This is a genomic window from Bacillus sp. FSL W8-0848, assembly GCF_038007805.1.
In the GTDB taxonomy this organism is placed as follows: Bacteria; Bacillota; Bacilli; order Bacillales; family Bacillaceae; genus Bacillus; species Bacillus glycinifermentans.
In genome coordinates this window covers 1,328,487-1,345,184 of record NZ_JBBOYB010000001.1, presented here as the reverse complement: position 1 = coordinate 1,345,184, position 16,698 = coordinate 1,328,487, and the positions used below count along the sequence as shown (strand labels likewise).

Genomic DNA, 16,698 nt, shown 5'->3' with positions numbered 1-16,698 from the left:
GTCAGACTTACGGTGTAAAATAAGCAGCTGTACAATCTATCGGCTGAGGATAGATTGTACAGTGCGGGTGAATCTCGAAAAAAGGTCCTTATGGTCAGTCTGAATATAATGACTCCATAAGCAAGTTTGCTCAGCAATCCGCCTCTTAAGGCCTATATTTCCTCTTCTGAGAACTCAATCGCATATGCTTCGCTAACCGCGTCGGCTTGTAATACGTAATATGCTAAGTTTTTGGCAGTCGGATTTTTAAAAAATGCACCGACGCTCATATTGATGCCGAAAGCTTTATTAATTGAATTGACCGCATGCATCGCTTTTAGCGAATTGCCGCCTCTTTCGAAGAACTGGCAAGAAATGCCCATCCGTTCTGTTCCCAGAACGTCTTGTAATATAGATAGGATTTGCTCCTCCACAAAGTTTCTCGGTGCTTCATACTCCGTTTCTGCTGCGGCCGTTTTGTCAGGCTCCGGCAATGCTTTTCTGTCCACTTTTCCGTTTTTGGTCAGAGGCAGCTTGTCCAGTTTGACAAAATAGGCGGGAATCATGTAGTCCGGCAGTTTGTTTCTTAAACATTCTCTCAGCTCGTCGATCGCGACATCCCGCTTTACCGTGATATAGGCGCAAATGTACGGGCGGCTCTCCCCGTCTTCCCTGACGGTAACGATCGTTTCACTGATGGCGTCATGCTTCTGAAGCTGGCTTTCGATTTCGCCGAGTTCGATCCGGAAGCCGCGGATTTTCACCTGATGGTCGATCCGGCCGATAAATTCGATGTTTCCGTCAGGCAGCCATTTCGCCAAGTCTCCCGTTTTATACAGCCGCTCACCCGGGATAAACGGATGCGGGATGAATTTTTCCGCTGTCAGCTCTTCGCGGTTTAAATACCCTTTGCTCAACCCGTCTCCTGATATGCAAAGCTCGCCCGGAACGCCGATCGGCAGGAGACGGCCGTGCTCGTCCATGATGAGTGCCGACGTATTCGCAAGCGGGCTGCCGATCGGAATCGTATCGGCTTCTTCATCAATCTCGTTAATGAAATAATAAGTTGCGTACACCGTGCTTTCCGTCGGGCCGTACACGTGGATCAGCCTGTCTTTTCCGACGCGGTCGAGCACTTTTTTGGCGTGCGGAATCGAGACCCGCTCCCCGCCGAACAATATTTTCCGCAGATTGGCCAGACAGTCGAGATTGATATCGGCGAGTGTATTGAACAGCGCCGTCGTAATGAACATCACGCTGACCTTCTCTTTGTCGATCACTTCTGCCAGCTCATGGATGTTCAATACCGTTTCTTTCTCAATCAAGACGAGCGATGCGCCGTTTAATAGAGCGCCGAAAATGTCGAACACCGATCCGTCAAACGAGTAGTTCGACAATTGGAGAATGACGTCGTCGTGCCGAATGTCAATGTAATTGGTGTTCCGTACGACGCGGACGGCGCTGTAGTGCGGAGTCACCACGCCTTTCGGCATTCCCGTTGACCCTGAAGTGTATATGATATAGGCGGCGTCATCGGAACGATTTTCAAGGCCCAGGTTCTCTTTGCCGAAGCCGCTGAACGCATCCCCGTCCAGACGAATCACTTCAGCCTCACAGTCTATTCCGCAAGCGGCACCGCTGTTTGTCAGGAGGACGCCCGCCTTGGCGTCTTTCAGCATATAGGCGATTCTGTCTTTCGGCGTTTCGGGATCAATCGGCAAATACGCCGCCCCCGCCTTTAAAATTCCCATGATGCCGATGATCATCTCAAAGGAGCGCTCCGCGATGATCGCCGCAACAGAGCCTGCGCCAACGCCTTTTTCCCTGAGCAGTCCCGCTGCCTGGTTCGCTTTTTCATTCAGCTCCTTGTATGTCATGTTTCGGCTGCCGAACACGACAGCTCTGTGATCAGGCATTTTCTCCGCCTGTTCCTCAAACAGCTGATGGAGGGTCTTGTCTTTTGGATAATCGGTCTTCGTGTCGTTGAATTGGTCGAGGAGCATGTGTTTTTCTTCTTCTGACACAAGCTCGATTTCGCTTATTGTTTTCTCATCATGTTCAGCGACTTGTTCGGCGACCGCTATAATATGCTTTTCGATGTTGTCGATCATGATTTCATCATAGACATTTCCATCATACGCCATTTTCAGCGCCAGCTTTTCTTCTGCTAGAACCCCTACAATATTAAAATCGTAGTTTGTTCGTTCTTTGCCATAAACGCCCTCTATTTCAAAACCAATTTCATCGATGCCGCTGAACATATGCTGATCAAAGGCGTAATTTTGGAAGACCATGACATGGCTGATCAATTCTCTTTTTAATTCGCTCAGTTCCTGAAGCTCTGACAAGTTCATATAATTGAATCGATTGCTTTCAATAGACTCGGCTTGTGTGGCCCTTAATACTTCTTTGAAGGTTTTGCCGCCTCCAAATCTGATCCGCGTCGGTATTGTATTAATAAACAGCCCGACCATTTCTTCAATACCGTCTACCTGAGCCTCCCGCCCCGATACGACGGTTCCGAATACGACTTCGTCCGCGTTGTTATATTTAGCTAAGACAGCGCCCCAAATGCCCTGAAGAACGGTGTTTATGGTGACGTTGTTTTGATTTGCGATTCTGGCCAGTTTTTTTGTAAGCTCTTTCGACAACGCAATGACTCTTTCTTTCTCGCCATATTCTCCCGAATGTTTGCGGCTTAATTTTGGCAGTTCGGTTCGGGCCTCATATCCCTCTAAATATTCCTTCCAATATTCCGCGGCTTCGTCTTTGTCCTGTTGTTCCAGCCATTTGATATAGTCGCTGTACGGTTTCGGCGTTTCTAACCGAGGGGCTTCGCCTTTCAGCCTTTTTCCGTATATTTTGAACAGCTCGCTTAACAGAATCCCCAGACACCAGCCGTCCAGCAATATGTGATGATGGCTCCAAATGAGTTGATATGAATCCTCATCTGTTCTGATTAGGCACACTCTCATAAGAGAGCCGCCGCTAAGGTCAAACCCTTTTTCTTTGTCTTCTTTCACATATTTTTCTAATAGCAATTGCTTTTGAGCATCTTCTGTTTCTTGAAGATCCCTGTACTCAAAATCTATTTTCCGGTCTGACACAATAACCTGTCTCGGCTCTTCTGCGATGTCGTATTCAAACGATGCTCTTAATATCTCATGTCTCTTGACAAGCTCATGAAAGCTTTCTTCTAACATGTCTTCATTTACATTGCCTTTTAATCCGATGACAATTTGCTGGAAATAGGCGCTTGATGTCTGATCTTCCAAGGCGTGGAACAGCATTCCCTTTTGCATATTGGCCAGCGGATAGATCTTTTCAATTTTGAAAGACCCGTACTTGTCCTCAATCGCCTTCAGTTCTTCAAGGCTCAAAGAGGCATCACCGTAATCGGAAGGCGTCAGCTCTATACTGTCTTTTCCGGCGCAATGTTCAACGATCTTCTCTAAATGTTTCCTATATGTTTGATTGAAATGATGGATTGTGCTTTGTTGATATTGTGCTTGATTGAATGTCGTATAGATCGTCAATTCGCCGTTTAAAACGATCGAATTCATTTCAATGGCTGAGTGCCGCAGGATTTTCCCTCCGACGCTTTCACCGGCGGAAAACGGCGATTCAGTAAATTCCCTTCTATTAATATCCTTGCTCATTTCGCCAAAGTAATTAAAAGAAATCGGCGCCTCGGCTTCATATAAGGCGTTTGGTTCATCGGAAAGATATCGTAATACCCCGTAGCCTATTCCTTTATTCGGTATTTTCCTCAAAGTTTCTTTGACCATTTTGATATTTTGGGAGATGTCCGTCTCTTCTCCCAAATCGATGAAAACCGGATAAACCGTCGTAAACCAGCCGACCGTCCGGCTGATGTCAACGCCGTCCAGGACGCTTTCTCTGCCGTGGCCTTCCATCATGACTTTCAGTTTATTTTCGCCGGTCGTTTCTCTGACTCCGGCTATTAATGCCGTCAATAAAATGTCGTTGATTTCCGTGTTGTAGGCTCTGTTTGTTTTTCTTAGAAGAGCCGAAGTCGTCTCTTTGTCGAGTGTGATGCTTAATGTCGTGCTGTTTTCATACGTATTTTTTTCCGTTTTTTGATTTCCGGGAATACATGGAGCCTCGGCTTTTGCTGCCTTCTGCCAATACTCCCGTTCCTTTGACAGCCTGCGGCTTGCGGCATAACGCTTCAATTGTGCAGCAAACGCTTGATAGGAATCCGTTTTGTATCCGATGTCGAGCGGTTCACCTTTTATTGCTTGCGCGTACAATGTTTCGAAATCCTCGAGTATGATTCTCCACGATACCCCGTCAACGACAAGGTGGTGGATGACAATCAAAAGGTGATCGCCTTCTTCTGTTTGGAAAATGCCGAGGTTCACCAGCTTCCCGTCCTTGATGGAGGATTGCTTTTGAATACCGGTCGCCAGTTCATGAACCCTTTCCGCTGTATTCTCTGTACCTTTCAGATTGTGAACGTATAAACCGAAAAGATTTTCCCGATAGTCTCTGTTATATTGAATGATCTCCCCGCCATGTTCTTCATAGATCATCCTTAGGGCATCGTGATGCTCCATTATTTTATGAAAGGCTTCTCTTACGCTTTTTACATCAAAGCCGCCCTTTCTAAAGATCATAAATGACTGGTTGAAGTGATCGGCTTCCTCTTTGTTTTTTGCAAAATACCGTTTTTGGATTGGAAGCAATTCCGTTTTGCCTGTAACGTTTTCGTTATGTTTATGCTCTCTCGCAATTTTCGTTATCGATTGGCTCAGGTCTTTTATTTTAGGATTTGCAAACAAATCCTTGATCTCAAGCTTCAAGTTCAGCCTTGAGAGCTTTGAAACGATCTGCAGCGCCTTTATTGAATCGCCGCCTGAGGCGAAGAAATGGTGGTTGATCCCGATATCGCCTGCACCGAGAACCTCCCTCCAAATTTGCACCAGCTTGTGTTCGGTTTCATTTCGGGGCGGCTCATACTCCGTTCCTGTGCTTGCATTGCCGTCATGTTCCGGGAGCGCCTTTCTGTCTATTTTGCCGCTTGATGTCCGAGGAAGATGATCAAGCTTGACAAAATATGACGGGATCATATAATCAGGAACCTCCTTTTCAAGGAATTGACGCATCGCCGCAATGGTCAATCCTTTTTGAGATGCAAAATAGGCGCATAAGTAGCTGTTTTGATTGTGATCTTTTCTGGCAATCACCGCTGCTTCTTTTACTGCCTTGTGTCTTAGCAAACGGCTTTCCACTTCACCGAGCTCTATTCTGTAGCCGCGAATTTTCACCTGATGGTCGGCCCTTCCTAAAAACTCAATATTGCCGTCCTGATGCCATATTGCCAAATCTCCGGTTTTATACATTTTTTTGCCCGGCTCAAACGGATGATCGACAAATTTTTCCGCCGTCAGTTCTGGTTTGTTTACGTATCCTCTGGCTACGCCTTCTCCGGAGATGCACAATTCTCCGGCGATTCCGATCGGCTGAGGGTTGTGATTCTTATCGAGAATATATATTTTCGTATTTAAAAGCGGTGTGCCGATCGGGACCGGTTTCGGCGCCGTTTTTCCGAATTCAATTCGGTATGAAGCGGCATCAACGCAACATTCTGTCGGTCCGTATACGTTTGTAATATTGCATTTCAGATTAGGAATCGTTTCATATAAACCATTGATCAGCTCCGGTGTTAGCGAATCTCCGCCTACGATCAATTCGAGAATGTCCAAATCCCGTTCCATCTTGTCCGCATGCGACAACATGTTTACATGGGCGGGTGTCATATCAGATACATGGATTCTGTTTTTCTCGTAAAATTCGATTAACCTCACGGCGTCAAAGCCCGTTTCTCTCGGTACGATGTAGAGAGTATGCCCAAGCAGGAGCGATGCAAAAATTTGTTTGACGGAGGCATCAAATATATATGGCGCGACCAACGCTATATTTAGGCGTGAATGATGACGGCGGTAAATCCTTTCATTCAGCCCCTGCACCAAATTATTGACGCTGTGATGCTCGATCATGACGCCTTTCGGCTGTCCTGTAGAGCCGGATGTATAAATGACATATGCTCCGTGTTGCGGCTTGGCAAGGTGCTTCAAGCCCGGTACAGATTCTTTTTGATTCAATTGATCAAGCCTGATGATGTCTCCATTAAAATCTTCACCCGGATGAGCATTGCCGGCCACGCACACCGTCTTGACGCGGCTGTCTTGCAACATATAGCTCTTTCTTTCCTCCGGGTACTCCGGATCGATTGGCAGATAGGCTCCTCCTGCTTTCAAAATGCCCATGATGCCGATCACCATTTCGATTGACCGTTCTGTGATAATACCCGTCACAACGTCCGGGCCTACTCCCTTTTCACGCAAAATGGAGGCGAGATGATCAGCTCTTTCCTTTAGTTCCCTGAAAGTAATCTTGTCGTCCCCAAAGACTGCCGCCGGATGATCAGGAGTCCTTTCCGCCTGCTCTTCAAACAGTTCCGGTATCGTTTTCTCTTTGCAGAACTCCCCGTCTGTACGGTTAAATTCATAGAGAATTTTGTGTTTTTCAGCCTCTCCCATTACATCCATTTTATTTAATTCAATATCCGGGTTTTCTGCCGCCGCCTTCAGTAAATGGATAAGGTGTTTTGCCAATCTTTCTATTCTTTCTTTTTTGAACAAAGCCGTGCAATATTCGACTTCCAATGTTAATCCGTCTCTTGATTCGCTTGCGTTTACCGTTATATCGAACTTAGAAATGCCGCGCTCGATCTCAAGCATCTCGCTTCTTAGCCCGTCTGCCGCGAACGGCTTCATTCCTGCCGTATGATACACAAGCATCGTATCAAACAGCGGATTTCGCGACATATCCCTTTCGATATTTACCTTTTCAACCAGCTCTTCAAATTGATAATCCTGGTTTTCATAAGCCGAGAGCGTGTTTTCTTTTACTTCGTTTAAGTATTCTCTGAAAGTCTTTTTGCCTTCAGGATGATTTCTTATCGCCAGGGTATTCACGAACATTCCGATAAGATGGTTAAGATCCCCGTGTTTTCGTCCGGCAATCGGCGTACCGACGATGACGTCTTCTTGACCGGTATATTTTGAAAGCAGCGTTGTATACCCCGCCAAAAGAATCATGTACATCGTAACCCCGTTTTCTTTTGCCATGTGCTGAAGCTTGCCGAACGTTTCTTTTTCGATTGTCAGCGTTACGGTGTCTCCTTCAGTACTTTGGGTCAGCGGCCTTTCATAATCTGTCGGCATTTGAAGTACCGGTATGTCGCCTTTAAATATATTCAGCCAGTACACTTCCTGTTTTTTCAGTTCATGGTGCTGAACGAATTCTTTTTCCCATTCAGAGTAGTCTTTATACTGGATATTTAATGGCGGCAGGTCTTTTCCTTCATACAATGCAGACAGTTCTTTCATAAAGATATCCATTGACACGCCGTCTGAAATGATATGGTGCATATCGAACATCATCAGATGCCGATTTTCATTCATTTTGATGACTTCTGCCCTGAAAAGCGGCGCTTCGTCCAAACGAAACGGCCTGATAAAACGGCTTATTTTTTCTTTGACGCTTTCTGTAACGTTAACGCTGTATGCCGTATGGAAATCGATCTCTTTTTCGATTTTTTGCACAGGTTCGCCGTCGGCCATGACAAAGGAAGTTCTAAACGCTTCGTGTCTTTTCACTATTTTTTGCAAAGCACTCTCGAATCGACGGACATCAAAATCGCCTTCAATTGTCATGGCAAAAGGCATGTTGTAGGCGACGCTGCTGCCTTCGATTTGATTGAGGATATACAGCCTTTTTTGCGCCGAAGAGAGACGGTAGTAAGCTTTGTCTTCCGCTTTCGCGATCGATGGATAAGCACTTTCTTTTGCCGAATCGATATATTCTCTAAGCCCTTTAATCGTCGGGGTTTCGAACATTTGTCTTAACGGCACCTTCACCTTCAGTTCTTGATGAATGTTTGCCAATAATGCGGCTGCCTTGAGGGAATGTCCGCCGGCTTCGAAGAAATTCCGGCTGATCCCGATATGTTCGATTCCTAAAGCTTCTCCCCAAATCGAGGCGAGTTTTTCTTCGGTTTTATCCCTTGGCGCTTCGTAGCCTTCATCCAATCCGCCCCTTCGTTCAGGAGCAGGAAGTCTGTTCTTATCCAATTTTCCATTTACGGTAAGCGGAAGCTGTTCAAGCTTGATAAAGTGCGCAGGAATCATATAATCCGGAAGGTCTTTCTTTAAAAAGCGCCTCATTTCTTCCGATGTGATTTCATTTTTGGCTGTTACTACATATGCGCAAAGGTAACTGTCATGACCTCCGTCCTCCCTAGCAATGACAGCTGCTTCATCAATATCTTCATACTTGAGCAGCCGGTTTTCGATCTCGCCGGGTTCAATCCGGTAGCCGCGTATTTTTATCTGCTGGTCAACCCGCCCTAAAAACTGGATGTTTCCATCAGGCAATATTTTGGCAAGATCCCCTGTGCGGTACATTCTTTCTTCAGGGGCAAACGGATTCGGTACGAATTTTTCCGCGGTCAGTTCCGGTCTGTGCAAGTATCCGCGTGCCAATCCTTCTCCGGCCAAGCAAAGCTCGCCGGCAGATCCAAGCGGGGAAAGCTGATTGTCCTGATTCAGGATATACGCTTTGACATTACTGATCGGTTTGCCAATCGGAATATTTTGATACGGCTTGTCTATTGTAAAGCTTGTAGAGACGACGGTATTTTCTGTCGGTCCATAATTGTTTACGATTTGATAGTTCTTTTCTTTAAAAACGTTTAATTTGTCTCCGCCCGTCAACAGCGTTCTTAACGAATGATTATCAAGCGCCGTAAATTGTTCGCAGACTTGAGTTGGCAAAAAGCAAATCGAAATATCGTGTTCATTAAAATATTCATTTAATTGTTGAACATCCAATCTTGTTTCCTGATTCAAGACGTGGACCGATGCTCCCGCCGTGATATAAGGGAAGAGCTCCCACACAAAGGCATCGAAGCTGATGCTTGCATAAATCGAGCTTTTATCGTTTTGAGCGATGTTATAGCATGTTTGATGCCAGCTGCAGAGATTCATGACGGAACGATGTTCGATCATGACTCCTTTTGGCTTCCCGGTTGATCCTGAAGTGTAGATCACATAAGCCAGATCCCCGCTTTTGTTTACATTGGCAATGTCAGCCGGGTCCTGCTCATCAATCATTTGATCCTGAATGTCAATGAACTCGATCGTTTCTGTCTCAAGCTCTTTGCCAGACGGATCATCAGTAAGAATCACGTTGACCTTGCTGTCATCAATCATGTATTTGATCCGGTCAATCGGATATTCGGGATCAATCGGCAAATAGGCCCCGCCGGACTTCAAGATTCCCATAATCGCAACGATCATTTCGGCCGAACGCTCCATCATGATCCCGACGAGCGAATCAGGCTGCACTCCTTTTTCCCTTAACAGACGCGCCAATCGATTTGCTTTTTCATTTAGCTGGCGGTATGTCAGCCGGTGATTTTCAAAAACCACTGCGGTCTGATCAGGCGTCCGTTTCACCTGCTCTTCAAAGAGCCGGTGGATGGTTTCCCCTTTTGGATAATCGGCCTGTGTATTGTTAAACTCCTGTAGGAGACATTGCTTTTCTTGACGTGAGATCATCTCTATTTGGTTCAGCGCTACATCAGGATTTGCCGTAATTTCTTTTAAAATCCCGATGTAATTTTCAGCTATCCTTGAGATCGTTTCTTCCTTGAATAAGTTCGTGGAATATTCAATATTCAAAATGATCTCTTGTTCAAAATCCAAAATGTTAAACGTCATATCAAATTTTGCATTGTCTAATTCAAAAATGATCGGACTGAGTTTTACACCGCCTTTTTGTTTCGTAAACATCCTGGCATCTTCCAGCACAAACATCGTGTCAAATAAAGGATTTCGGTTAGATTCCCTTTTGACTTCGAGCTTGCGGATTAAATCGTCGAACTGATACTCAGAATGTTCAAAGGCCGTAATCGTATGTTCCTTCGTCTGATTCAAAAATTCCGTAAAGCGTTTTGACGTGTCGATCTTGTTGCGCAAAGCGAGCGTATTGACAAAAACGCCGAAGACGTCTTGAAGATCTTGGTGCAATCTGCCAGCGGCAGCCGTTCCTACCACAATGTCCGTCTGACTTGTATATTTATTTAGAAGCACATAATATGCGCTTAACATCACCATATAGAGGGTAGTTCCCTTGTGTTTTGCCAATTCCCTTATCTGTTCAGACAGCTTTTGATCGATATGCAAATATACGTTGCTTCCTTCAAAAGCGTCGATATTCCGCCGTTTAAAATCATACGGAAAATCCAGCTTCGGCGGTAAGTCGCGATAAACATCAAGCCAGTATTCCTCTTGTTTTTTCATCGCGGCTGATTGATGAAATGTATGATGCCATTCTGCATAATCTTTATATTGGACGCCTGGTTCCGGCAGCGGCTCGCCGGCGTAAAGCTCCAATATTTCGTTCATTAGTATGCCTTGGGATGCGCCGTCAGCAACAATGTGGTGAAAATTAATGACCAGTATATGCTTGTCATCGTCGATTGTAATCAGCTTCGCCCTCATCAGAGGCGGCCTGCTAAGATCAAACGGCTTTGTCGATTCTTTGCAGTAAGCGCTTGTTACTTTCATTAAAGCATTTGCATCGGAAATGGCAGTGCCCACGCGTTCGCATTCCATCTTAAATTCGACATGATGATAAACTTTCTGAATCAGTTCATTGTTTTGGATTTCAAATCCGGTCCGCAAAATCTCATGTCTTTGCAAAAATGTGTGGAATGCTTGTTCAAGCTGAACCGGGTTGATCCGTCCTTCGACGAGAAGCGCCATCGGAATATGGTAGGCTCCCCTTTCATTCTCCATCATGGAAAGCATGTACATCCTTTTTTGTGTAGGAGATGCCGCATAATATTGTTTTTCTAAAGCCTTCTTGATAGGGTTTTCAACATGATTGTCTTCCCTCGTTTTCAAATATTGATCCAATGCGATGATCGTGTCATTTTTAAAGATTTCGCCTATCGGCATCTCAACATTCATTCGTTTATTGATTTCCGCAATGATGGATATGGCCTTCAGCGAATCCCCGCCCAGCTCATAATAGCTGACGTCTAGATTGATGCGGTTCAAGCCGAATATATCTTTCCATATCTTAAGGAGCATGGCCTGTGTTTCATTTTCCGGCTGCATCAATCCGTCTGCTGCGCCTTCATCTATCGTTTGCTGCTCTGCCAATTCTTGCAAAATCCGTTTATCGATTTTTCCGTTTACGGTTAACGGAATTTCGTCTATTTTTACGAACTTCGCCGGTATCATATAGTCAGGCAGCGTTTTTTGCAAAAATGCCTTTAGTCCTTTTTGGCTGACCTCTTTTTTTGCTACGACGAAAGCATATAAGTTTTTCACGCCGTCCCGGTTTGTATAGTCGATAACGGTGGTTTTGCTGATATCTTCATGCTTCAGAAGTGTATTTTCAATTTCCCCCAGTTCCACCCTGTATCCTCTGATCTTTACCTGGCTGTCTTTTCTTCCGAGGAATTCTACATAGCCGTCTTCTTTTAATACGCCGTGGTCGCCCGTTTTATAGATGTAGCCCAATTCCTGATGCCATAGAAATGATTTGTCCGTTTTTTCTTTATCATTAATATATCCCTCTGCCACCCCGGCTCCGCCTATGTACAGCTCTCCTTGTACACCGACAGGGCATAGCTGTTTATGCTGATTTAATACGTATATTTTTTGATTGGCTAAAGGCTTTCCATAAGGGATGCTTTTCCAGTCTTCTTTGATTTCATGAATGGGATAGTATATGGACCAGATGGATCCTTCTGTTGCCCCTCCTAAACTAATGACTTCTGTATTTTTATAAATTTTCTTTATTTTCCCGGGAAGCTGAAGCGGGATCCAGTCTCCGCTGAGCAGCACGAGTCTTAGATGATGGTTGCGTTCATCTTCACGATATAGATCAGCCGTCATTCCCATAATCGCCGGAACCGAGTTCCAAATCGTGATCTCCTCTTGTTCCACAGTCTCTTTCAAGCGGAAGACATCCCTCTGATCGTCAATGATGACAAGAGCAGCTCCGCTGGATAATGCGCCAAAAACATCGTAAACAGACAAATCGAAACATAATGAGGAAATGCCCATGATTTTATCTTTTTCTGTGACGCCGAATTTTTCATTGATATCGATAATGGTATTCGCTGCGGCTCCATGAGTGATCTGAACGCCTTTTGGCTTGCCTGTGCTCCCGGAGGTAAATATGACATATGCCACATCTTCCAGATCGACTTTCACTTCGACTGATTCCTTAGAGTATGATTGAACATCTTCGTGTTGATGCATGTCAGGATTGATAAAGAATTTGCATTTGCTTTTTAATTTAATATACTCTTTTCTTTCTTCCGGATAATCCGGATCAAGCGGAATGTATGCCGCACCTGCCTTTAATACGGCAAACAGATTGACGATCGTGCCTATGCTTCTTTTGCCGATAACCCCTATATAATCGCCTTTGCCTACGCCTTTTTCCAGCAGGTACCTGGCGACTTGATTTGATTTTTCGTCTAATTCCTGATATGTCATCAACTCATCATGATGCTTCAACGCAACGCGGCCAGGCCCTTGTTTAACCTGATCGGTAAACAGCTCGTGCAGCGTTCGCGCATTGAAAAGTTGATCTGTATCATTGTATTCCCGTATCAAGCGGAGGCTCTTTTCATCGATTTGGATATTTGATACTTCCCCATCGGATACGACTTGATCGATGACGTCTATATACTGGTTAAACATCGATTCAATCACGTCATGTTCAAAAATCTGCTCAACATAGTCCCAGGTGATGTACAAACCGCCGTTGATTTCATACACCTGGTTGTCAATATATACTTGAGATGTTCTTGTGCTAAAGAAATGTACTTTATCAAAATCCACCAATTGATCAAAGGAGTCTTCAGGGTTTTCGCTCAGTACGCTTGTGAACACGATCGGCATGACAGCCTTTTTATTCATGGCATTTTTTCTGGCGATGTGTCTGATCACATCAACGCCGTCATAATGTCTGTGTTCGAGAGCTTCCAGGAGCGTATCCTGAACTTTTAAAGCAAAGTTCCAAAAAGACTTCATGGCCCCTTCTGCATTAATGTCCAGCAGCATTAAGGTCGTAAAATCCCCGATCATTTTTTTCACGTCAGGATGAAACGGGATTCTGTTAAATACGGTTAAGTTAATGGCAAAATGGTTCTGATGGCTCCAGTATGCCAGTATATAAGCGTAAGCTGCACAAAGGACCGATGTCGGCGTAAGATTTTTATTTCTTGCTTTCTTCTTTAATTGATTCCATGTATGCTCATTTAAAAACGTTGAAAATTTCTTGAATGTAGGCTTCGTCACATTAGCAGGATCATATTTTAAAGGCAGTTCAGGCGCGCTAGGAAAATGCTCAAGTTTATCCATCCAATATTTTTCGTCCTTTTTATATCTGCTCGTCTGTTTAAACTCAATCGTTGCCAACACATAATCTCTGAAGGTGTATTCTAAAGAAGGGATCTGAAGGCTTGGGTTTTCATAAAATTGTTTAAACTCTCTGATTAATATTTTCATGCTGCTATCATCGCAAATGAGCGGATCTGCATTAAGGAAAAAATATTTTTTCCCTTCCGGCAATATAAACGTTTTGATTTCAAACAAAGGCCATGTGCTTGGATCGATTATTTTTGACGTCATTTCCGCTCGCTGCTGCAAAATTCTTTCCTTTGTTTCTTCTATTGTTAAATGACGTAAATCCAAGGTTTCTATCGCATAGTATTGTTCTCCTTCAAGAATTTTCTGTGTTCCATTTTCAAATACGATTGTGCGTAGAATCGGATGCCTGTTAATCAATTTTTGCAATGCCGCTTGAAAACGGTTCAAGTCGACATCAGCTTCAAATTCAACTGTCAGGTTGGTTGCCACTCCGCCGATTTCAAACGTTTCATCCCTTCCGACCAAATATGCCAATTGAATCCCTGTGAGAGGAAAGCTTTCATGCATATTTTCCGGATCGGCCGTTCTGTCTATACCGTTGTCAGTACCGGACTCTTCTTGATTCGCTTCAATAAAAGCGCTCAATTCCTTTATGGTACCCAGCTTAAATAATTGATGCAGCGGTACTTCCACGTGCAGTTCCTCTTTTATTTTTGCGATGAGCTCCATTGCATTTAATGAATGTCCGCCCATCACTGTAAAAGGATCGTTTATTCCCGGTTTATCCATATGTAATATATCTCGCCACATGAACGCCAGCTTTTCTTCCGTTTCATTCCTCGGCGCTTCATACTCCGTTTCTGATGCGGCTGTTTTGTCGGGCTCAGGCAATGCTTTTCTGTCCACTTTTCCGTTTTTGGTCAGAGGAAGCTTGTCCAGTTTGACAAAATAGGCGGGGATCATGTATTCCGGCAGTTTGCTTCTCAACCATTCCCTCAGCTCGCCGATCGCGATCTCGCGCTTTGCCGTGATATAGGCGCAAATGTACGGGCGGCTCTCCCCGTCTTCCCTGACGGTGACGATCGTGTCACTGATGGCGTCATGCTTCTGAAGCTGGCTTTCGATTTCGCCGAGTTCGATCCGGAAGCCCCGGATTTTCACCTGATGGTCGATCCGGCCGATAAATTCGATGTTTCCGTCAGGCAGCCATTTCGCCAGGTCTCCCGTTTTATACAGACGCTCACCCGGGATAAACGGATGCGGGATAAACTTTTCCGCTGTCAGCTCTTCGCGGTTTAAATACCCTTTGCTTAACCCGTCTCCTGATATGCAAAGCTCGCCCGGAACGCCGATCGGCAGGAGACGGCCGTGTTCGTCCATGATCAGTGCCGTCGTATTCGCAAGCGGGCTGCCGATCGGAATCGTATCGGCTTCTTCATCAATTTCGTTAATGGCATAATATGTTGCGTACACCGTGCTTTCCGTCGGGCCGTACACGTGAATCAGCCTGTCTTTTCCGACGCGGTCGAGCACTTTTTTGGCGTGCGGAATCGAGACCCGCTCCCCGCCGAACAATATTTTCCGCAGATTGGCCAGACAGTCGAGATGAATGTCTGCAAGCATATTGAACAGCGCCGTCGTAATGAACATCACGCTGACTTTTTCTTCTTTGATAACGCTTCCGAGTCTATCGATGTTTAATACCGTTTCTTTTTCAATCAAGACGAGTGTTGCGCCGTTTAATAGAGCGCCGAAAATGTCGAACACCGATCCGTCAAACGAGTAGTTCGACAATTGAAGAATGACGTCGTCGTGCCGAATGTCAATGTAATTGGTGTTCCGTACGACGCGGACGGCGCTGTAGTGCGGAGTCACCACGCCTTTCGGCATTCCCGTTGACCCTGAAGTGTATATGATATAGGCGGCGTCACCGGAACGATTTTCAAGGCCCAGATTCTCTTTGCCAAAGCCGCTGAACGCATCCCCGTCCAAACGAATCACTTCTGCCTCACAGTCTATTCCGCAAGCGGCACCGCTGTTTGTCAGGAGGACGCCCGCCTTGGCGTCTTTCAGCATATAGGCGATTCGGTCTTTCGGCGTTTCGGGATCAATCGGCAAATACGCCGCCCCCGCCTTTAAAATTCCCATGATGCCGATGATCATCTCAATGGAGCGCTCCGCGAGGATCGCCGCAACAGAGCCTGCGCCAACGCCTTTTTCCCTGAGCAGTCTCGCTGTCTGGTTCGCTTTTTCATTCAGCTCCTTGTACGTCAGGCTTCGGCTGCCGAACACGGCGGCCCTGTGATCAGGGTTTTTCTCCGCCTGTTCCTCAAACAGCTGATGGAGGGTCTTGTCTTTTGGGTAATCGGTTTTCGTTTTATTAAAATGATGTACGATTAACTCTTTTTCATTCTCTGTAACTTTGCTGAATACCCCATTTTTCAATGATTGTTTAGCAACCATACATTATTCTCCTTTTTGATATTTTTTCTAATATTGGTCCGTAGTTGCCCTTTTGCTGATTTTTTATTGAACCTCCGTCTTGTGAAAACAGATTATCAAAAAAAATCATTATTTTCCATGGGAATATTGTTTAATAATGGTTAATTTTTTATTAATTGGTTATCCGGTATTTTACATATAGGAAAAATATATTTATCAGTTGGGATTGAAAAATGATGGTTAAAAAGAACTAAATCCATAATCTGCTGAAAGGTATATATCCTTAAGATGTGAATCGTATTTAAAAAGTAGCTATGGTTAGTGACGCAGACGAGATGCTCAGCATAATCGTTTAAAAAGAAAAGTTCCCTTCATATATTAGACCCGGAAGTTTTAAAGAGCATGGGTTTGCAGGTTAACTACACCTAATGCATGGTCATTTTGTCGGTTCATTTTTATAAATATAGCTTTCTGCCATTTTGAAATCTCTTTTTAATACAGTTCAATCAAACCCTTCATCGTTTACCGGCTCTTCCGGCGCGTTCCACGAGTTCACTGTTTTTTTCTTCAACACGCCGTTTTCCAAAGGTATCCGGCTTGTTCAGACGCCGAAAGAATTGCCATTCTGTTCCTGAAAACAGGCATCACATCGTCCTTTATCATGCCGCTGACTTGCTCAGAAATGTCTTGAACCGCTTCCTCCGGACAATGGCCTGTTGCTGCTCATCTGTACCCATTGGCTTCCGTCCCGGCGGCATATGGCGTACGATTCGCTCTATTTCACATC

1 protein-coding gene is annotated in these 16,698 nt (G+C 44.9%); it reads right to left on the bottom strand.

Going from position 1 to position 16,698, the window contains the following annotated elements; all coding sequences use genetic code 11:
• Positions 1–152 precede the first annotated feature (152 nt).
• A complete protein-coding gene (locus NSQ39_RS07090; protein ID WP_341014423.1) occupies positions 153–15,932 on the bottom strand; it encodes an amino acid adenylation domain-containing protein in 15,780 nt (5,259 codons plus the stop codon).
• Positions 15,933–16,698: the final 766 nt, after the last annotated feature.

What these genes read in the sequence shown, in the direction of transcription:
- NSQ39_RS07090 (WP_341014423.1), bottom strand. Translation starts at nt 15,932, where the DNA reads ATGGTTGCTAAACAATCATTGAAAAATGGGGTATTCAGCAAAGTTACA.